This window comes from Vibrio intestinalis, assembly GCF_025195085.2.
GTDB classification, from domain to species: Bacteria; Pseudomonadota; Gammaproteobacteria; order Enterobacterales; family Vibrionaceae; genus Vibrio; species Vibrio intestinalis.
Genome location: NZ_JANAVY020000004.1, coordinates 22,357 through 40,775, shown reverse-complemented (window position 1 = coordinate 40,775; position 18,419 = coordinate 22,357). Strand labels below are relative to the sequence as shown.

Annotated in this window: 30 protein-coding genes; 29 read left to right on the top strand and 1 reads right to left on the bottom strand. The window is 45.9% G+C overall.

Annotated elements, in window-relative coordinates; translation table 11 throughout:
• Nucleotides 1-83 precede the first annotated feature (83 nt).
• Nucleotides 84-719: a flagellar protein MotX gene (gene motX, locus MU515_RS08415; protein WP_260259978.1), complete on the top strand. Its 636-nt coding sequence runs from the start codon at nt 84-86 to the stop codon at nt 717-719.
• Nucleotides 720-808: 89 nt separating this feature from the next.
• Here motX and MU515_RS08410 read toward each other — a convergent pair whose 3' ends face one another.
• The gene (locus tag MU515_RS08410) at nt 809-2,218 is read right to left on the bottom strand and encodes an amidohydrolase (protein WP_260259977.1); all 1,410 of its coding nucleotides are present in this window, start codon (nt 2,216-2,218) and stop codon (nt 809-811) included.
• A 249-nt stretch (nt 2,219-2,467) separates the two neighbouring features.
• On the opposite strand from MU515_RS08410, the gene rnr reads away from it, so the two are divergent.
• The 28 genes from rnr to rpsD all read left to right on the top strand — a co-directional run bounded on the left by rnr (nt 2,468) and on the right by rpsD (nt 18,418).
• Nucleotides 2,468-4,945, top strand: coding sequence for a ribonuclease R (gene rnr, locus MU515_RS08405; RefSeq protein WP_260259976.1), 2,478 nt, complete (start codon nt 2,468-2,470; stop codon nt 4,943-4,945).
• Nucleotides 4,946-4,961: 16 nt separating this feature from the next.
• Nucleotides 4,962-5,702, top strand: coding sequence for a 23S rRNA (guanosine(2251)-2'-O)-methyltransferase RlmB (rlmB, locus tag MU515_RS08400; protein WP_260259975.1), 741 nt, complete (start codon nt 4,962-4,964; stop codon nt 5,700-5,702).
• Nucleotides 5,703-6,185: 483 nt separating this feature from the next.
• On the top strand, nt 6,186-6,497 hold the full coding sequence (gene rpsJ / locus MU515_RS08395) for a 30S ribosomal protein S10 (protein ID WP_001181007.1): 312 nt from the start codon (nt 6,186-6,188) through the stop codon (nt 6,495-6,497).
• 14 nt (nt 6,498-6,511) lie between these two features.
• Nucleotides 6,512-7,141, top strand: coding sequence for a 50S ribosomal protein L3 (rplC, locus tag MU515_RS08390; RefSeq protein WP_260259974.1), 630 nt, complete (start codon nt 6,512-6,514; stop codon nt 7,139-7,141).
• A gap of 17 nt (nt 7,142-7,158) precedes the next feature.
• On the top strand, nt 7,159-7,761 hold the full coding sequence (gene rplD, locus MU515_RS08385) for a 50S ribosomal protein L4 (RefSeq protein WP_260259973.1): 603 nt from the start codon (nt 7,159-7,161) through the stop codon (nt 7,759-7,761).
• Nucleotides 7,758-8,060 carry a 50S ribosomal protein L23 gene (gene rplW, locus MU515_RS08380; RefSeq protein ID WP_164647215.1) on the top strand — a complete coding sequence of 101 codons (303 nt, stop codon included), beginning with the start codon at nt 7,758-7,760 and terminating at the stop codon, nt 8,058-8,060. The genes rplD and rplW overlap by 4 nt, the downstream gene beginning before the upstream one ends.
• Before the next feature lie 16 nt (nt 8,061-8,076).
• Nucleotides 8,077-8,901 carry a 50S ribosomal protein L2 gene (gene rplB, locus MU515_RS08375; protein ID WP_260259972.1) on the top strand — a complete coding sequence of 275 codons (825 nt, stop codon included), beginning with the start codon at nt 8,077-8,079 and terminating at the stop codon, nt 8,899-8,901.
• A 21-nt stretch (nt 8,902-8,922) separates the two neighbouring features.
• The gene (rpsS, locus tag MU515_RS08370) at nt 8,923-9,201 is read left to right on the top strand and encodes a 30S ribosomal protein S19 (RefSeq protein WP_005435078.1); all 279 of its coding nucleotides are present in this window, start codon (nt 8,923-8,925) and stop codon (nt 9,199-9,201) included.
• A gap of 10 nt (nt 9,202-9,211) precedes the next feature.
• A complete protein-coding gene (rplV, locus tag MU515_RS08365) occupies nt 9,212-9,544 on the top strand; it encodes a 50S ribosomal protein L22 (protein ID WP_260259971.1) in 333 nt (110 codons plus the stop codon).
• A 17-nt stretch (nt 9,545-9,561) separates the two neighbouring features.
• Nucleotides 9,562-10,260 carry a 30S ribosomal protein S3 gene (gene rpsC / locus MU515_RS08360; protein ID WP_004410461.1) on the top strand — a complete coding sequence of 233 codons (699 nt, stop codon included), beginning with the start codon at nt 9,562-9,564 and terminating at the stop codon, nt 10,258-10,260.
• A gap of 11 nt (nt 10,261-10,271) precedes the next feature.
• A complete protein-coding gene (gene rplP, locus MU515_RS08355) occupies nt 10,272-10,682 on the top strand; it encodes a 50S ribosomal protein L16 (protein ID WP_005379577.1) in 411 nt (136 codons plus the stop codon).
• Nucleotides 10,682-10,873, top strand: coding sequence for a 50S ribosomal protein L29 (gene rpmC, locus MU515_RS08350; RefSeq protein WP_004410456.1), 192 nt, complete (start codon nt 10,682-10,684; stop codon nt 10,871-10,873). The genes rplP and rpmC overlap by 1 nt, the downstream gene beginning before the upstream one ends.
• Nucleotides 10,873-11,127 (top strand): 30S ribosomal protein S17, encoded by a 255-nt coding sequence (gene rpsQ, locus MU515_RS08345; RefSeq protein ID WP_260259970.1) that lies wholly within the window; start codon nt 10,873-10,875, stop codon nt 11,125-11,127. The genes rpmC and rpsQ overlap by 1 nt, the downstream gene beginning before the upstream one ends.
• Nucleotides 11,128-11,288: 161 nt before the next feature.
• Entirely contained in the window at nt 11,289-11,660 is a 372-nt protein-coding gene (rplN, locus tag MU515_RS08340; protein WP_053410103.1) for a 50S ribosomal protein L14, read from the top strand.
• A gap of 12 nt (nt 11,661-11,672) precedes the next feature.
• Nucleotides 11,673-11,990: a 50S ribosomal protein L24 gene (gene rplX, locus MU515_RS08335; protein WP_260259969.1), complete on the top strand. Its 318-nt coding sequence runs from the start codon at nt 11,673-11,675 to the stop codon at nt 11,988-11,990.
• A gap of 24 nt (nt 11,991-12,014) precedes the next feature.
• Nucleotides 12,015-12,554: a 50S ribosomal protein L5 gene (gene rplE, locus MU515_RS08330; RefSeq protein WP_260259968.1), complete on the top strand. Its 540-nt coding sequence runs from the start codon at nt 12,015-12,017 to the stop codon at nt 12,552-12,554.
• Nucleotides 12,555-12,571: 17 nt separating this feature from the next.
• Entirely contained in the window at nt 12,572-12,877 is a 306-nt protein-coding gene (gene rpsN, locus MU515_RS08325) for a 30S ribosomal protein S14 (protein WP_260259967.1), read from the top strand.
• 29 nt (nt 12,878-12,906) lie between these two features.
• Nucleotides 12,907-13,299: a 30S ribosomal protein S8 gene (rpsH, locus tag MU515_RS08320; protein ID WP_260259966.1), complete on the top strand. Its 393-nt coding sequence runs from the start codon at nt 12,907-12,909 to the stop codon at nt 13,297-13,299.
• Nucleotides 13,300-13,312: 13 nt separating this feature from the next.
• Entirely contained in the window at nt 13,313-13,846 is a 534-nt protein-coding gene (gene rplF, locus MU515_RS08315) for a 50S ribosomal protein L6 (protein WP_260259965.1), read from the top strand.
• 9 nt (nt 13,847-13,855) lie between these two features.
• Nucleotides 13,856-14,209 carry a 50S ribosomal protein L18 gene (rplR, locus tag MU515_RS08310; RefSeq protein WP_004738784.1) on the top strand — a complete coding sequence of 118 codons (354 nt, stop codon included), beginning with the start codon at nt 13,856-13,858 and terminating at the stop codon, nt 14,207-14,209.
• A gap of 14 nt (nt 14,210-14,223) precedes the next feature.
• Nucleotides 14,224-14,724, top strand: coding sequence for a 30S ribosomal protein S5 (gene rpsE / locus MU515_RS08305; RefSeq protein ID WP_260259964.1), 501 nt, complete (start codon nt 14,224-14,226; stop codon nt 14,722-14,724).
• A gap of 7 nt (nt 14,725-14,731) precedes the next feature.
• On the top strand, nt 14,732-14,908 hold the full coding sequence (rpmD, locus tag MU515_RS08300; protein ID WP_004410429.1) for a 50S ribosomal protein L30: 177 nt from the start codon (nt 14,732-14,734) through the stop codon (nt 14,906-14,908).
• Nucleotides 14,909-14,913: 5 nt separating this feature from the next.
• The gene (rplO, locus tag MU515_RS08295) at nt 14,914-15,348 is read left to right on the top strand and encodes a 50S ribosomal protein L15 (RefSeq protein WP_260259963.1); all 435 of its coding nucleotides are present in this window, start codon (nt 14,914-14,916) and stop codon (nt 15,346-15,348) included.
• Nucleotides 15,349-15,368: 20 nt separating this feature from the next.
• Nucleotides 15,369-16,703 carry a preprotein translocase subunit SecY gene (gene secY / locus MU515_RS08290; RefSeq protein WP_260259962.1) on the top strand — a complete coding sequence of 445 codons (1,335 nt, stop codon included), beginning with the start codon at nt 15,369-15,371 and terminating at the stop codon, nt 16,701-16,703.
• Nucleotides 16,704-16,742: 39 nt separating this feature from the next.
• Nucleotides 16,743-16,856 carry a 50S ribosomal protein L36 gene (gene rpmJ, locus MU515_RS08285; protein ID WP_000868186.1) on the top strand — a complete coding sequence of 38 codons (114 nt, stop codon included), beginning with the start codon at nt 16,743-16,745 and terminating at the stop codon, nt 16,854-16,856.
• Between the two features lie 149 nt (nt 16,857-17,005).
• On the top strand, nt 17,006-17,362 hold the full coding sequence (rpsM, locus tag MU515_RS08280) for a 30S ribosomal protein S13 (protein WP_164647230.1): 357 nt from the start codon (nt 17,006-17,008) through the stop codon (nt 17,360-17,362).
• An 18-nt stretch (nt 17,363-17,380) separates the two neighbouring features.
• The gene (gene rpsK, locus MU515_RS08275) at nt 17,381-17,770 is read left to right on the top strand and encodes a 30S ribosomal protein S11 (protein ID WP_001118870.1); all 390 of its coding nucleotides are present in this window, start codon (nt 17,381-17,383) and stop codon (nt 17,768-17,770) included.
• A 27-nt stretch (nt 17,771-17,797) separates the two neighbouring features.
• Nucleotides 17,798-18,418 carry a 30S ribosomal protein S4 gene (gene rpsD / locus MU515_RS08270; protein ID WP_260259961.1) on the top strand — a complete coding sequence of 207 codons (621 nt, stop codon included), beginning with the start codon at nt 17,798-17,800 and terminating at the stop codon, nt 18,416-18,418.
• Nucleotide 18,419 lies beyond the last annotated feature (1 nt).

Here is an 18,419-nt window from a genome sequence, read left to right as displayed (position 1 = left end):
GTTATCAAACCTGCCTAAGTTCCCGTGGCTCATTGCGTCTAACTGGGAAGGGTAGGCCGTCGGAATCAATAAAGAGTGCAGGTATGAAGCTACGAACAGTAGCAGTTTCGTTGATGCTGACATTGAGCTCATCACTGGCCCATGCAAGTGTGGCCGATATTGGTGAGCCGGTGCCCATATACTCCGAAGCTGAACTGATAAAACTGATTGAACAGAATAAACATTTAGAACGAGTAAAGGCAGATAACTGCCAGTTAGTAGAAGATATCGTGGCGCGCGCTACGCGTATTAGCCTACCTGCGTATGAGTTCCTCTACGGAGATATGTTGGCTTGGGGCGTATGTGTTGACCAAGATGTCGAACTCGGTCTTTATTATATGGAAAACGCTGCCCATCAAGGTTTGCCTACGGCGCTTGAACAATTGGGTCGTTATTACTCGCGTGGCACTTTGGTGCAGCAAGATAAAGAGCGTGCGATTCCATACCTTCGTGAGGCGGCAGCAATGGGCAATTTGAATGCCCGTATCCATCTCGCAGAACTCTTACTACGCGACTACGGTAGTCCACTCGATTACGAGGATGCTTATCGCTGGCTGTATAACACGGTCACCGCAGATCAGCGTCAACACAAACGTATTTCCCGTTTGAGGCATGGCTTAGAACAGCGAATGCCCGATAACATCATCGCTCGAGCGAAACGCCGCGATACTTTCTGGTAGCCAATCCAGAGAACATTCAACCTGCACATACAAAAATGCCCAGCACTTGCTGGGCATTTGTTTTATATAAACTCTATTGGGGAGCGAGGTTACTGAACCACTTCACCCGATTCAATCACAGTTTTACGAACCACCTCGGTAAACTCTAGCGCTTCTTTTCGAATCGCTTCTTCATCTACTGTCAGCATTTCGCGGTCTTGCATTAGGATTTTACCGTCGACAATCGAGTGACGAACGTTGCCAGAGTTTGCTGAGTAAACTAAGGCTGAGTATGGGTTGTAAACCGGTACCATATTTGGCGCTTTAGTATCGATAACAATGATATCCGCCAGTTTACCTGCTTCTAATGAACCAACTTTATCTTCCATACGTAGTGCTTTTGCTGCGCCCATGGTTGCCATATCAATCACTTTGATTGGTGGCATGGCTGCGCGGTCTTTATTAACCAGTTTGTGCACTTTCGCCACTTGGTTGAATTCATCAATAGTACTTAGCGTGTTACCTGACATTGGGCCATCAGTACCTAGGCCGATGCGCACGTCTTGGTCATACATTTTCAGCGCTGGTGATACGCCTTTTGCAGATTTGATGTTAGCGCTCATGTTGTGCGCTACACCCATACCGGATTCTTTTACCAACTCGATATCTTGGTCATCGACCAAAATCATGTGCGCGCCAACTAGGTTCTCGTTTAGTGCGCCAATGCTGTTCATGTATTCGACTGGCGACATACCATCAGCACGTTTTGCAATCTTCTCTTCTTCACGGTGAGATTCTGCTAGGTGAATTAACACTGGCACATCTTTCTCTAACGAAAGCTTAGCGATTTTCTGCAACGTTTCAGTGGTGTTAGTATAAGGCGCGTGCGGTGCAAACGCTGGTGTAATACGAGGATGGTCTTTGTATTCTTCAATAAAGTTAAGCGCGTATTGGATGCCTTCATCAGCATTTGCGGCATCAGCAACCGGGAACTTAATCACTGTTTCACCTAGGATGGCACGCATACCAATCTTATCGACCGTCTTAGCAACTTCATCTTCAAAGTAATACATGTCAGCGTAAGTGGTGACACCACCTTTGATCATCTCAACGTTACCTAAGTTGGCGCCGATACGAACCATATCGCGAGAAACTAACTTAGCTTCCAGTGGGAATATGTAGCGATGTAAGCGGTCAGGCACATCATCAGCCAATGAGCGGAACACGGTCATTGAGACGTGAGTATGAGTATTAATGAGTCCTGGCATTACAATATCGCCATCGACATCTAAAGTCTTGTTAGCTTTGTATTGCTTCGCTAGTGACTCATCACCAACGGCTAGGATCTTGTTGTCCTTGACTACTACAGTACCACTCTCATAAACCGTTTTATCTTGGTTCATGGTCAGTACCATTGCGTCTGTGATCATCAAATCGACATTTTCAACAGCGAATGATTGAGCAGAGAAAAGGCCAAGGCTAGCAATCGCAGAGGCGATAAGAGAGCGCTTAATACTCATAGGAAACCTTATTGTTTGAATGGAATAGGAAAACGCCCTGAATATGGCAATTTGCGTGTTACATTGCAAACGTTTGCTTGGGTGTTTGCAAGGAACTGTGATCTAAGTCTTTGGCTGTGAAGCTTTGTATAAAGAGGTGCTAAGTTATGAAAATTACAGCCTTATTTTGGGTTTTTGTAGCGGGTTAACTGTAGCTTAGTTAATGACTCGGATATAATAGCTTTATACCTTCCTTAATTGGGCTTGCTTATGTCAGACCAAATCCAAAACGATCCATTTGCTGATCGTGAATCTAAAAATTATGAGAATCCGATTCCTAGCCGAGAATTCATTTTAGAATTTCTTGAAAAGGCAGGAGTGCCTCTCAATCGCAACGATCTATTTGATGCGCTTCAACTTGATGGCGAGGATCAATATGAAGGATTGCGTCGTCGACTAAGAGCAATGGAGCGAGATGGCCAGTTAGTGTTCACTCGTCGCCAGTGTTATGCCTTACCTGCAAAACTAGAAATGGTTAAAGGCTATGTGATTGGTCACAAAGACGGTCATGGCTGGGTAAGACCAGAAGGAAGTGTCGGTAAAGATAACGACATCGTGCTGCCACACCATCAAATGAAGAACATCATTCATGGTGACTTTGTATTAGTGCAGCCAACGGATAACTCGAAACGAGGTCGTAAGGAAGGCCGTTTAGTTCGTGTGCTAGAAGAGCGTAAGAGCCAGATTGTTGGCCGTTTCTTCCTTGAGTATGGCTACTCATATGTTGTGCCGGATGACTCACGTATTAGCCAAGATATTCTTATCCCTAATGAGCACAAAGGCAGCGCTCGCATGGGTAATGTGGTGGTGATTGAAATTACCGATCGTGGTTCGCGCTCGCGTGGCATGATGGGTAAAGTTATCGAAGTGCTAGGCGAGAACATGGCGCCGGGCATGGAAACACAAATTGCGATTCGTACTCACCAAATCCCCCATGAGTGGCCAGAAGCAGTAGACAAGCAAATCGCAAACCTAGGTGAAGAAGTGCCTGAAGAAGCGAAAGCAGGCCGTGTTGATTTACGTGACTTACCATTAGTCACCATTGATGGTGAAGATGCACGTGACTTTGATGATGCGGTTTACTGTCAAGCGAAGAAGAGCGGTGGCTGGCGCTTATGGGTAGCGATTGCTGATGTAAGTTACTATGTTCGCCCTGATACAGCGCTAGATAAAGAAGCCATCAACCGTGGTAACTCGGTTTATTTCCCATCGCAAGTGGTGCCGATGTTGCCAGAAGTGCTTTCTAATGGCCTGTGTTCACTCAACCCGCAAGTGGATCGCTTGTGTATGGTGTGTGAGATGACCATTTCTGAAAGCGGTAAGCTATCAGGTTATAAACACTATGAAGCGGTAATGAACTCTCACGCTCGTCTCACCTACAACAAAGTAGGCGCGATTTTGGATGGTGATGAAGAGTTACGCCAGCGCTACGAGCCGCTTGTACCGGATCTTGAAGAGCTGCATAAGATGTACAAAGTGCTTAAGCATGCTCGTGATAATCGTGGTGCCATCGAGTTTGAAACGATAGAAACCAAGTTTATCTTTAACGCAGAACGCAAAATTGACCGTATTGAACCGGTTATCCGTAATGATGCACACAAGATTATCGAAGAGTGTATGATTCTGGCGAACATCGCATCTGCTTCTTTGGTTGAAAAAGCCAAAGAGCCAGCCTTGTTCCGTATTCACGAATCGCCGGGTGAACTTCGCCTGCAAGGTTTCCGCGATTTCTTAGGTGAGTTAGGTCTACACCTAAACGGTGGTCTAGAACCATCGCCAACTGACTATGCGGATCTGGTAAAACAAATCGCAGAGCGTCAGGACAAAGAACTGATTCAAACCATGCTGCTACGTTCAATGAAACAGGCAGTGTATAACGCTGACAACTGCGGGCACTTTGGTTTGGCGCTAAAACGCTATGCGCACTTTACTTCACCAATTCGTCGTTACCCTGACTTGTTGCTTCACCGTGCAATCAAATATCTAATTGCCAAAGAGGAAGGTCGTAACCAAGATCGTTGGACACCAACGGGTGGTTTCCATTACTCATTCGATGATATGGATGTGTATGGCGAGCAATGCTCAATGACCGAGCGTCGTGCTGATGATGCAACGCGCGAAGTATCTGATTGGCTCAAATGTGAATACATGCAAGACCATGTTGGCGATGAACTTGATGGCGTGATTGCCAATGTCACTAGTTTTGGCTTCTTTGTTCGTCTAACCGAGCTTCATATTGATGGCTTAGTGCATATTTCATCACTAGCGAATGACTACTACCAGTTTGATCCGATTGGTCAACGACTTATCGGCGAAAGCTTTGGTGCGATTTATCGTTTAGGTGATGCGGTGAAAGTGAAAGTGCTTTCCGTTAACTTAGATGATCGCCAAATTGACTTTGAATTAGTCGAAACAAGTCGTAAGCTACGCGGCAAAGGCAAGACCGCGAAGAAGCGAGCAGCGGAAGCACAGAAAAAAGCCAAAGAGAAAAAGCGCGGTATTAAAGCAAACAAACCGGGTCGCCAGGCTTCACCAAACGTAGAGCCGACTAAACGACCAGATGGTACTCCTGTTGAAAGCAACAATGACGGGAAAGGTAAGAAACCTAAAGTTCGCAAGGCAACTAAGAAGAAGCCAAACAGTCGTCCGAGAAAGACTAAGCGAACTAAAAAGCCATCAGCTGAATAAAGAAACAGGTTAACTAATGAGTAACGAATTTATTTACGGCATTCACGCAGTTAAAGCAGTGCTTGCTCGTGAGCCAGAGCGTTTCATCGAAGCGTTTGTATTGAAAGGTCGTCAAGATGACCGCCTAATGCTAATTCTAAATGAATTGCAGATGGTCGGTGTATCGATCCAGCAAATGGGGCGTAAAGCTCTAGATGACAAAGCACGTGGTACAAACCACCAAGGTATCATCGCACGTGTTAAGCCGGCTAAGCAGCTTAATGAAAATGACCTAGATGACATTATCGCTAAGCATGAGTCCCCACTTCTGCTAGTGCTCGATGGTGTGACTGATCCGCATAACTTAGGCGCTTGCTTACGTAACGCAGATGCTGCGGGTGTTGCTGCGGTTATCGTACCAAAAGATAAGTCAGCACCTATGACAGCGACGGTAAGTAAAGTCGCGTGTGGTGCAGCTGAAACTGTGCCACTGGTTCGTGTAACTAACTTGGCGCGTACAATGCGTGCATTGCAAGATCAGGGCATTTGGTTTGTGGGTACGGCAGGTGAAGCAACACATGATATATATCAAGCTAAGCTGACTGGCCCGCTAGCTATCGTGATGGGCGCTGAAGGTGACGGTATGCGTCGTCTAACTCGTGAAACGTGTGATGACCTGATTAAAATCCCAATGGCGGGTAGCGTATCGAGCTTAAATGTATCGGTAGCATCGGGAGTGTGTTTATTTGAAGCGGTTCGCCAACGTCTCGCGAAATAATCAACAATCCCTCTCTATATATAGTTACAACGCAGGCTGATTGTTCAGCCTGCGTTTTGTTTTTATATCACTGCGTATATGAGCGTCGGGACTAATACTCAGATTAATGCATGAGAGTGGAAAATCCTTCGTTTATTTTCTGCTCAGACCTTGCAGATAAAACTGTGATCTGTATAATGCAGCGCACTGGTTAAGCCAGTTGTGAACCAATGAGCGGCGAGGAGCCGATTTATCTTATTGATATGTCGGGTAATGTAGACTCAGCTTATGTTCGCGGTTAATACAATTAGCTATCTTTTCTTCGGAAAAACTATCCCCAAAGGTGACTTTGGTATGTAGGGATAGTTAATCGAAAATTAACTGACAATGCGTCCTAATCTTGGATGCTACGGTTTCACATAAATCAATCGGCATTCTCTCGTCTTGTACGGGTTTGAGTGGCGATATTGTTTGTGTAATTTTTAATTATTGGAGCTCTGTCTCATGCAGAACCAACGTATCCGTATCCGCCTAAAAGCATTCGATTACAAACTAATCGACGCTTCTACAGCGGAAATCGTTGAAACAGCTAAGCGCACAGGCGCACAGGTTCGTGGTCCAATCCCACTACCTACTCGTAAAGAGCGTTTCACAGTTCTTATCTCTCCACACGTTAACAAAGATGCACGTGACCAGTACGAAATCCGTACTCACAAGCGTTTAATCGACATCGTTGAGCCAACAGACAAAACTGTTGATGCACTGATGCGTCTAGACCTTGCAGCGGGCGTTGACGTTCAAATTAGCCTAGGTTAAGGGAGATTAGAATAATGATTGGTCTAATCGGTCGTAAAGTGGGCATGACCCGCGTATTTACTGAAGAAGGCGTTTCTATCCCAGTAACTGTTGTTGAAGTAGAAGCTAACCGTGTATCTCAAGTTAAAACTCTTGAGACTGATGGTTACGCAGCTATCCAGGTTACTGCTGGTTCAAAGAAAGCTAGCCGTGTAAACAAAGCAGAAGCAGGTCACTTTGCTAAAGCTGGTGTTGAAGCTGGTCGCGGTCTTTGGGAATTCCGTCTAGAAAACGGCGAAGAGTTCGCAGTTGGCGCTGAGCTAACAGTTGAACTATTCAACGAAACTAAGAAAGTAGACGTTACTGGTACATCTAAGGGTAAAGGTTTCCAAGGCGCTGTTAAGCGTTGGAACTTCCGTACTCAAGATATGACTCACGGTAACTCATTGTCTCACCGTGCTCCTGGTTCTATTGGCCAATGTCAAACTCCAGGTCGCGTATTTAAAGGCAAGAAAATGGCAGGTCACATGGGTGCTGAGCGTGTAACGACTCAAAACCTAGAGATCGTACGTGTTGACGCTGAGCGCAATCTGCTTCTTATTAAAGGTGCAGTACCAGGCTCAACAGGCGGCAACGTGATCGTTAAACCAGCTGTTAAAGCATAACGTCTCAGGAGTAAGTAATGGAACTAATGGTTAAAGGTGCTGATGCACTAACTGTTTCCGAAACTACTTTCGGACGTGAGTTTAACGAAGCTCTTGTACACCAAGTAGTTGTTGCGTTTGCAGCAGGTGCTCGTCAAGGTACACGCGCTCAAAAAACACGTTCAGAAGTTTCTGGCGGTGGCGCTAAGCCATGGCGTCAAAAAGGTACTGGCCGTGCACGTGCTGGTACAATTCGTAGCCCAATCTGGCGTACAGGTGGTGTTACTTTTGCTGCGAAACCACAAGATCACAGCCAAAAAGTAAACAAGAAAATGTACCGCGGTGCTATGAAGAGCATTCTTTCTGAGCTAGTTCGTCAAGAGCGTCTAATCGTTGTTGATAACTTCTCTGTAGAAGCACCAAAGACTAAAGAGCTTGTAGCTAAGCTTAAAGAGCTTGAGCTAACTGACGCGCTAATCGTGACTAGCGAAGTAGATGAGAATCTATTCCTAGCAGCTCGTAACCTATACAAAGTTGACGCACGTGACGTTGCTGGTATCGACCCAGTTTCACTAATCGCGTTCGACAAAGTTGTAATTACTGCTGAAGCAGTTAAGCAAGTTGAGGAGATGCTAGCATGATCACTGAAGAGCGTATCCTAAAAGTTCTACGTGCTCCGCACATCTCTGAAAAAGCAACTATGGCAGCTGAGAAAGCGAACACTATCGTTTTCAAAGTAGCTAAAGATGCAACTAAAAAAGAGATCAAAGCAGCTGTAGAAAAGCTTTTTGAAGTTGAAGTTAAGTCTGTAAATACTCTTATCACTAAGGGTAAGACCAAACGTCAAGGTCTACGCCAGGGTCGCCGCAGCGACGTTAAGAAAGCGTACGTTACTTTGGCTGAAGGTCAAGATCTTGACTTTGTTGGCGGCGCGGAATAACAGGAGTAGTTGAGAAATGGCTATTGTTAAATGTAAGCCGACTTCGGCTGGTCGTCGTCACGTTGTTAAAGTTGTAAACGCTGACCTACACAAAGGTAAGCCTTACGCACCACTTCTAGAGAAAAACTCTAAGAACGGTGGTCGTAACAACAACGGTCGCATCACAGTACGTCACATCGGCGGTGGTCACAAGCACCACTACCGTGTAATTGACTTCAAACGTACTAAAGACGGTATCCCAGCGAAAGTTGAGCGTCTAGAATACGATCCAAACCGTAGCGCGAACATCGCACTTGTGCTGTACGCAGACGGTGAGCGTCGTTACATCCTTGCACCTAAAGGTGTTGTAGCTGGTGATGCTATCCAGTCTGGTGCAGACGCACCTATCAAAGCTGGTAACGCACTTCCAATGCGTAACATCCCAGTAGGTTCAACTGTACACAACGTTGAACTTAAGCCTGGTAAAGGTGGTCAGCTAGCTCGTTCGGCTGGTGCATATGCTCAAATCGTTGCTCGCGACGGTTCATATGTAACTATCCGTCTACGTTCTGGCGAAATGCGCAAAGTTCTTTCTGAAGGTCGTGCAACGATCGGTGAAGTTGGTAACTCTGAGCACATGCTACGTGAACTTGGTAAAGCTGGTGCTAACCGCTGGCGCGGTGTTCGTCCAACCGTTCGCGGTGTGGTAATGAACCCAGTTGATCACCCACACGGTGGTGGTGAAGGTCGTACATCAGGCGGTCGTCACCCAGTATCACCTTGGGGTATGCCTACTAAAGGCTTCAAGACTCGTAAGAACAAACGCACTGACAAGTACATCGTACGTCGTCGTAACAAGTAATCTATATAAAGAGGAATCGCCATGCCACGTTCTCTCAAGAAAGGTCCATTTATTGACCTACACTTGCTGAAGAAGGTAGAGAAAGCGGTGGAAAGCGGAGACAAAAAGCCTATTAAGACTTGGTCCCGTCGCTCAATGATCATCCCTACGATGATCGGTTTGACCATCGCTGTCCATAATGGTCGTCAGCACGTACCAGTTTTCGTTACCGAAGAAATGATCGGTCACAAACTGGGTGAATTCGCACCAACTCGTACTTACCGCGGTCACGCTGCGGATAAGAAAGCTAAGAAGCGTTAAGGAGTAGATGATGGAAGCATTAGCTAAACATAACTTTGCTCGCATTTCGCCTCAGAAAGCTCGCTTAGTTGCAGATCAAATTCGTGGTAAATCAGTTGACCAAGCTCTAGAAATCTTGACTTTCAGCAACAAAAAAGCTGCTGAGCTAATCAAGAAAGTTCTTGAGTCAGCTATCGCGAACGCGGAGCACAACGAAGGTGCAGATATCGACGATCTTAATGTCGCTAAAATCTTCGTAGATGAAGGCCCTATCATGAAGCGTATTATGCCTCGTGCTAAAGGCCGTGCGGACCGTATCTTGAAGCGTTCAAGCCACATCACTGTTGTTGTAGCAGACGCTTAAGACTAGGAGAGTAAGCAATGGGTCAGAAAGTACATCCAAATGGTATTCGTCTTGGCATCGTTAAGCCTTGGAATGCTACATGGTTTGCTAACACCAAAGATTTCGCTGACAACCTAGACGGCGACTTCAAGGTACGTCAGTTCCTTACAAGCGAACTGAAAAAAGCGTCACTATCACGCATCGTTATCGAACGTCCTGCTAAGAGCATCCGTGTGACTATTCACACTGCTCGTCCAGGCGTTGTAATCGGTAAGAAAGGTGAAGACGTTGAGAAGCTACGCACAGCTGTAGCTAAAATTGCAGGTGTACCAGCGCAAATTAACATCGCTGAAGTACGTAAGCCTGAACTAGATGCGCAACTTGTTGGTGACAGCATCGCGTCTCAGCTAGAGCGTCGTGTGATGTTCCGTCGTGCTATGAAGCGCGCGGTACAAAACGCAATGCGTCTAGGTGCTAAAGGTATCAAAGTGGAAGTAAGCGGTCGTCTAGGCGGCGCTGAAATCGCACGTTCAGAGTGGTACCGTGAAGGCCGTGTGCCTCTACACACTCTACGTGCTGACATTGATTACGCAACTTCTTCGGCTCACACTCAATACGGTGTGATCGGCATCAAGACTTGGATCTTCAAAGGTGAGATCCTAGGCGGCATGCCAGCAGCTAACGCTGTAGAGCCTAAAGGCGATAAGCCTAAGAAGCAGCGCAAAGGCCGTAAGTAAGGAGTCGACAGATGCTACAACCTAAACGTACTAAGTTCCGTAAGGTTCAGACTGGTCGTAACCGTGGTCTAGCTAAAGGTACTGATGTAAGCTTCGGCGAATTCGGTCTTAAAGCTGTTGGCCGTGGTCGTCTAACTGCTCGTCAAATTGAAGCGGCACGTCGTGCAATGACACGTCACGTTAAGCGTCAAGGTAAAATCTGGATCCGTGTGTTCCCAGACAAACCAATCACAGAAAAACCACTTGAAGTTCGTCAAGGTAAGGGTAAAGGTAACGTTGAGTACTGGGTAGCCCAAATCCAACCTGGTAAGGTTATGTACGAAATGGGTGGTGTACCTGAAGAATTGGCACGTGAAGCGTTCCGCCTAGCGGCTCGTAAACTGCCATTCAAGACTACATTTGTAACTAAGCAGGTGATGTGATGAAAGCACAAGATCTACGCGAAAAAAGCGTTGAAGAGCTTAATGCAGAGCTTTTGAATTTGCTACGTGAACAGTTCAACTTGCGCATGCAAGCTGCAACTGGTCAACTACAGCAAACTCACACTCTGAAAGCTGTACGCCGTGATATCGCACGTGTGAAAACTGTTTTGACTGAGAAGGCAGGCGCATAATGAGCGAACAAAAACGTACTCAACAAGGTCGTGTTGTTAGCGACAAGATGGACAAGTCTATCGTTGTTGCTATCGAGCGCATGGTTAAACACCCAATTTACGGTAAATACGTAAAGCGCACGACAAAAGTACACGCACATGACGAGAACAACGAATGTGGCCTAGGCGACAAAGTTGAAATCGCAGAGTGTCGTCCACTGTCTAAGACTAAGTCTTGGACTTTGGTAAAAGTTGTAGAAAAGGCGAAGATTTAATCTTCACTCTTCTATAATAAAGCGGCTCCAAAAATTATTTTGGAGCCGTTTATTTTTTGACTACCCAATTAAAAAAAAGGGTGGTACAATTCGCGTCCCTTTTAAAGAGGCAGCCCGACCCGTGAGGGTCTAGTTTTTTTTATATTTAGCGGAGCACTAACATGATCCAAATGCAAAGTATGCTGGACGCAGCTGATAACTCAGGCGCTCGCAGCGTAATGTGTATTAAGGTTCTGGGTGGCTCTCACCGCCGTTATGCACATATCGGTGACATCATCAAAGTTACTGTTAAGGAAGCAATTCCTCGCGGTAAAGTTAAAAAAGGTGATGTACTGAAGGCGGTGGTAGTTCGCACCCGTAAAGGCGTACGTCGTCCAGACGGTTCTGTCATTCGCTTCGACCGTAATGCTTGCGTACTGTTAAATGACAATACTGAGCAACCAATCGGTACACGTATCTTTGGTCCTGTGACTCGCGAACTTCGTGGCGATAAGTTCATGAAGATCGTTTCACTGGCTCCAGAAGTTCTGTAAGGAGCACGTAAGATGGCAGCTAAAATCCGTCGTAACGACGAAGTAATCGTTCTTGCTGGTAAAGATAAAGGCAAGAAAGGTAAAGTAACTAAGGTCCTAGCAACTGGTAAAGTTATCGTTGAAGGCATCAACCTTGTTAAGAAACACCAAAAGCCGGTTCCGGCTCTAGGTCAACAAGGTGGTATCGTTGAGCAAGAAGCAGCAATTGATGTTTCTAACGTAGCGATCTTCAACACAGCTACTGGTAAAGCTGACCGTATCGGTTTCCGCATTGAAGACGGCAAGAAAGTTCGTTTCTTCAAGTCTAACGGCGAAACCGTTTCTAACTAATTAGAAGTAATTTGGAGTTCTACTATGGCGAAACTGCATGATTACTACAAGTCGTCTGTAGTCGCTGATCTGACCAAACAGTTCAGCTACACAAGCGTCATGCAAGTCCCTAGAATCGAGAAAATCACCCTAAACATGGGTGTTGGTGAAGCAATCAACGATAAGAAACTGCTAGAAAACGCAGCTGCTGATATGGCAACGATCTCTGGTCAAAAGCCACTTATCACTAAAGCTCGCAAATCTGTTGCTGGTTTCAAAATCCGTGAAGGCTACCCTATCGGTTGTAAAGTAACCCTACGTGGCGAACGTATGTGGGATTTTCTTGAGCGTTTGATTAACATCGCTCTACCACGTGTACGTGACTTCCGTGGTGTTAGCGCTAAGTCTTTTGACGGACGCGGTAACTACAGCATGGGCGTTCGCGAGCAAATCATCTTCCCGGAAATCGACTTTGATAAAGTTGATCGAGTGCGCGGTCTTGATATCACTATCACGACGTCTGCTGGCACTGATGAGGAAGGCCGTGCTCTGCTGGCTGCCTTTAACTTCCCATTCCGTAAGTAAGGTGAAGGGTTACTGTTATGGCTAAAAATTCTATGAAGGCACGCGAAGCTAAGCGTGCAAAACTTGTAGCTAAGTTCGCTGAAAAGCGTGCTGCGCTAAAAGTTATCATCAGCGATGTAAACGCATCTGAAGAAGATCGTTGGAACGCAGTTCTTAAACTGCAATCTCTTCCACGTGATTCAAGTGCATCTCGTCAGCGCAACCGTTGCAACCAAACTGGTCGTCCACACGGTTACCTACGTAAGTTCGGTCTAAGCCGTATCAAAGTTCGTGAAGCTTGCATGAAAGGCGAGATTCCTGGACTTCGTAAGGCTAGCTGGTAATTGCCACTTAATCATTTGGAGTAAAGTTTATGAGCATGCAAGATCCGATTTCGGATATGCTGACCCGCGTTCGTAACGGTCAGGCAGCAAACAAAGTTGCTGTTAAAATGCCTTCTTCAAAGCTTAAAGTTGCAATCGCTGCACTACTAAAAGCTGAAGGTTACATCACAGATTTCGCTGTTGAAGGCGAAGTAAAACCTGAGCTAGAAGTTACTCTTAAGTACTTCCAAGCTAAACCAGTAATTGAGCAACTAAAACGTGTTTCACGTCCTGGTCTGCGCGTCTACAAAAACAAAGACTCGCTACCAACAGTGATGGGCGGTTTGGGTATTGCTATCGTTTCTACTTCCAAGGGTCTGATGTCAGACCGTGCTGCACGTAAAGCAGGTCTTGGCGGTGAAATCATCTGCTACGTAGCATAATAAGGAGTAGAACATGTCTCGTGTTGCTAAAGCACCTGTCGCTATTCCAGCTGGCGTAGAGGTGAAACTAAACGGCCAAGAAATCACTGTAAAAGGTGCTAAAGGCGAACTTTCTCGCGTTCTTAACGACGCAGTAGTTATCGCTCAGGAAGATAACAACCTAACTTTCGGTCCTAAAGAAGGTGTTGTAAACGCATGGGCACAAGCTGGTACAGCTCGCGCTCTAGTTAACAACATGGTTGTTGGTGTTACTGAAGGCTTTACTAAGAAGCTAACCCTTAAAGGTGTTGGTTACCGTGCTGCTATGAAAGGCAACGCTGTAGGCCTAACACTAGGCTTCTCTCACCCAGTTGAGCACGAGTTGCCAGCGGGTATTAAAGCTGAATGTCCAAGCCAAACTGAAATTGTTATCACTGGTTGTGACAAACAACTAGTTGGTCAAGTTGCGGCTGACATTCGTTCTTACCGTGCTCCTGAGCCTTACAAAGGCAAAGGTGTTCGTTACGCAGATGAAAATGTGCGTACTAAAGAAGCTAAGAAGAAGTAAGGTATCACTATGGATAAGAAAGCATCTCGCATCCGTCGTGCTACACGTGCACGTCGTAAGATTGCAGAACTTGGTGCAACTCGCCTGGTAGTACACCGTACTCCTCGCCATGTTTACGCACAAGTTATCGCGGCAAACGGCTCTGAGGTTATCGCAGCTGCTTCTACTGTAGAAAAAGCGATCCGTGAGCAAGTTAAGAACACTGGTAACGTTGATGCAGCTAAAGCAGTTGGTAAAGCTGTTGCTGAGCGCGCTCTTGAAAAAGGCGTAGCTTCTGTTGCATTTGATCGTTCTGGTTTCCAATACCACGGTCGAGTAGCGGCGCTAGCAGAATCTGCTCGCGAAGCTGGTCTGAAATTCTAAGGTAGGGTTGGAAGATGGCTAAAGAACAACAACAAGCTAATGATTTGCAAGAAAAGCTGATCGCAGTTAACCGTGTATCTAAGACGGTTAAAGGTGGTCGAATCATGAGCTTCACTGCACTAACTGTAGTTGGTGACGGTAACGGTCGTGTAGGTTTCGGTTACGGCAAAGCTCGTGAAGTACCTGCAGCGATTCAAAAAGCAATGGAAAAAGCGCGTCGTAACATGACTACGATCGCTCTTAACGAAGGCACTCTTCACCACCCGGTGAAAGGTCGTCATTCGGGCTCTAAAGTTTACATGCAGCCTGCTGCTGAAGGTACTGGTGTTATCGCAGGTGGTGCGATGCGTGCAGTACTAGAAGTTGCTGGTGTACACAACGTACTATCTAAAGCATACGGTTCTACGAACCCTATCAACATCGTTCGTGCTACGATCGATGCACTAGGTAGCATGAAGTCGCCAGAAATGGTTGCTGCTAAACGTGGTCTAACTGTTGAAGCTATTTCGGAGTAAGAACACCATGGCAACTATTAAAGTAACTCAAACTAAGAGCTCAATTGGTCGTCTACCTAAGCACAAAGCGTGTCTTAAAGGTCTAGGCCTTCGTAAAATCAACCACACAGTAGAACTTGAAGATACTCCGTGCGTACGCGGTATGATCAACAAGGTTTACTACATGGTTAAAGTTGAGGAGTAATCAGAATGCGTTTGAATACTCTATCACCGGCTGCGGGCTCTAAGCCTTCTGCGAAGCGCGTAGGTCGTGGTATCGGTTCTGGCCTTGGTAAAACAGGTGGCCGCGGTCACAAAGGCCAAAAGTCACGTTCTGGCGGTTCAGTTCGTCCAGGTTTTGAAGGCGGTCAGATGCCTCTAAAACAACGTCTACCTAAATTCGGTTTCACTTCTCGTAAGAGCCTAGTGTCTGCTGAAGTTCGTCTAGCTGAGCTAGCGAAAGTAGAAGGTGACGTAGTAGATCTAAACAGCCTAAAAGCTGCTAACATCATCACTAAGAACATCGAATTTGTTAAAGTTGTTCTTTCTGGTGAAATCAGCAAAGCTGTGACTGTTAAAGGTCTACGTGTGACTAAAGGCGCTAAAGCTGCAATCGAAGCTGCAGGCGGTAAAATCGAAGAATAATCTTCGTAGGAAAGGTACAGATGGCTAAAAAACCAGGACAAGATTTTAGTAGTGCGAAAAATGGATTGGCGGAGTTAAAATCGCGCCTATTGTTTGTATTAGGTGCACTTTTAGTATTCCGTGCAGGTTCTTTCGTACCACTCCCTGGTATTGACGCTGCTGTACTTGCCGATTTGTTCGAACAGCAAAAAGGTACCATCGTTGAAATGTTTAACATGTTCTCCGGTGGTGCTCTTGAGCGTGCATCTATTTTAGCGTTGGGCATCATGCCGTATATTTCGGCTTCGATTGTTGTCCAACTGCTAACAGTAGTTCACCCAGCGTTAGCTGAACTCAAAAAAGAGGGTGAAGCAGGCCGTCGTAAGATCAGCCAATATACACGCTACGGCACGCTTGTACTTGCAACATTCCAAGCTATTGGTATTGCAACAGGCTTACCAAACATGGTCGATAATTTGGTGGTTATACCCCAAACCATGTTTACGCTACTTGCTACCGTAAGTTTAGTAACCGGCACCATGTTCCTAATGTGGTTAGGTGAACAAATTACAGAGCGCGGAATTGGTAACGGTATTTCGTTACTTATCTTTGCAGGTATTGTTGCTGGATTGCCTTCGGCAATCGGTCAAACAATCGAGCAAGCGCGTCAAGGTGAATTGCATGTACTTCTTCTGCTGTTGATTGGTGTACTTGCTTTTGCAGTTATCTACTTCGTTGTATTCATGGAGCGTGGTCAACGTCGAATCGTTGTAAACTACGCGAAGCGTCAACAAGGTCGTAAGGTATTTGCTGCACAAAGCACTCACTTGCCACTTAAAATTAATATGGCAGGTGTTATTCCAGCAATCTTCGCATCAAGTATTATCCTGTTCCCAGGAACACTGGCTCAATGGTTTGGTCAGAATGGTGAGAGCAGCGCGTTCGGTTGGTTAACTGACGTGTCTTTGGCTCTTAGCCCAGGTCAACCGTTGTATGTAATGCTTTATGCAGCAGCGATTATATTCTTCTGCTTCTTCTACACGGCGTTGGTTTTCAACCCGCGTGAAACAGCAGATAATCTGAAGAAGTCTGGTGCTTTCGTACCCGGCATCCGCCCCGGCGAGCAGACAGCGAAATACATTGATAAAGTGATGACACGATTAACTCTAGCGGGTGCGTTGTACATTACCTTTATCTGTCTGATCCCAGAGTTCATGATGGTCGCGTGGAACGTTCGTTTCTACTTTGGCGGCACATCACTACTAATCGTAGTGGTAGTAATCATGGATTTCATGGCACAGGTACAGACTCATCTGATGTCTCAACAGTATGATTCTGTGTTGAAAAAAGCGAATCTGAAAGGCTATGGCCGTTAATACGGCGGTAGACTCAGATTTCATTTACGGAGTTTAGCAATGAAAGTTCGTGCTTCCGTTAAAAAAATCTGTCGTAACTGTAAAGTTATCAAGCGTAACGGTGTCGTTCGCGTGATTTGCAGTGAGCCAAAGCACAAGCAGCGCCAAGGCTAATCAGCAGAAATTTTTACTTGAAATGTAAGGTAGTGTCGAGTATATTCCTCGGCCTACCTTTTGCGTGCAAAAGAAGTAGTATCCCGCAACGTATCCATAACGGGCTTTGTTGCGGCTAATTCTTTTAAGAAACACTAATGGAGTGAATAATGGCCCGTATAGCAGGCATTAACATTCCTGATCAAAAACACGCTGTAATCGCACTAACTGCGATCTACGGCATCGGTAAGACTCGCTCTCAAGCTATCCTAGCTGAAGTGGGTATTGCTGAAGATGTTAAGATCAGTGAACTATCTGATGAACAGATCGATCAACTGCGTGATGGTGTAGCTAAGTACACTGTAGAAGGTGATCTACGTCGTGAAGTATCTATGAACATCAAGCGTCTTATGGACCTTGGCTGTTACCGTGGTCTTCGTCATCGTCGCAGTCTACCACTACGTGGACAGCGTACTAAAACCAACGCTCGCACCCGTAAGGGTCCGCGTAAGCCGATCAAGAAATAATCGGGAAGGTAGAGTACAATGGCTAAACAACCAACTCGCGCGCGTAAACGCGTTCGCAAACAAGTTGCAGACGGTGTTGCGCACATCCATGCTTCTTTTAACAACACAATCGTAACCATTACTGACCGTCAAGGTAACGCTCTTGCATGGGCTACTGCAGGTGGTTCAGGTTTCCGTGGTTCTCGTAAGTCTACTCCGTTCGCTGCACAGGTTGCTGCTGAGCGTTGTGCTGAAATGGCTAAAGAGTACGGTCTTAAGAACTTGGAAGTTATGGTTAAGGGTCCTGGTCCAGGTCGTGAATCTACTGTTCGCGCACTGAACGCAGCTGGTTTCCGTATCACGAACATCGTTGATGCGACTCCAATCCCTCATAACGGTTGTCGTCCACCTAAGAAACGTCGCGTATAACGTTTCTAGGACTATTGGAGAAGAATCATGGCAAGATATTTGGGTCCTAAGCTGAAGCTTAGCCGTCGTGAAGGCACTGACTTATTCCTTAAGTCTGGTGTTCGTGCGATCGATACCAAGTGTAAAATTGATAACGCACCAGGTGTACACGGCGCTCGTCGCGGTCGTCTATCTGAGTATGGCGTTCAGCTTCGTGAGAAGCAAAAAGTTCGTCGTATGTACGGCGTTCTAGAAAAACAATTCCGTAACTACTACAAAGATGCTGCACGTCTTAAAGGCAACACAGGTGAAAACCTGCTTCAGCTTCTTGAAGGTCGTCTTGATAACGTAGTTTACCGCATGGGCTTTGGCGCAACTCGCGCAGAAGCACGTCAGCTAGTTAGCCATAAAGCTATCCTAGTTAACGGTAAAGTTGTAAACGTTCCTTCTTTCAAAGTAGCGGCTAACGACGTTGTTTCTATTCGTGAGAAAGCTAAACAGCAATCTCGCATTAAAGCGGCTCTAGAAGTTGCTGAACAACGTGAAAAACCAACTTGGATTGAAGTAGATACTAGCAAGATGGAAGGTACATTCAAGCGTATGCCTGAGCGTTCTGATCTATCTGCTGACATCAACGAACAATTGATCGTCGAGCTTTACTCTAAGTAAG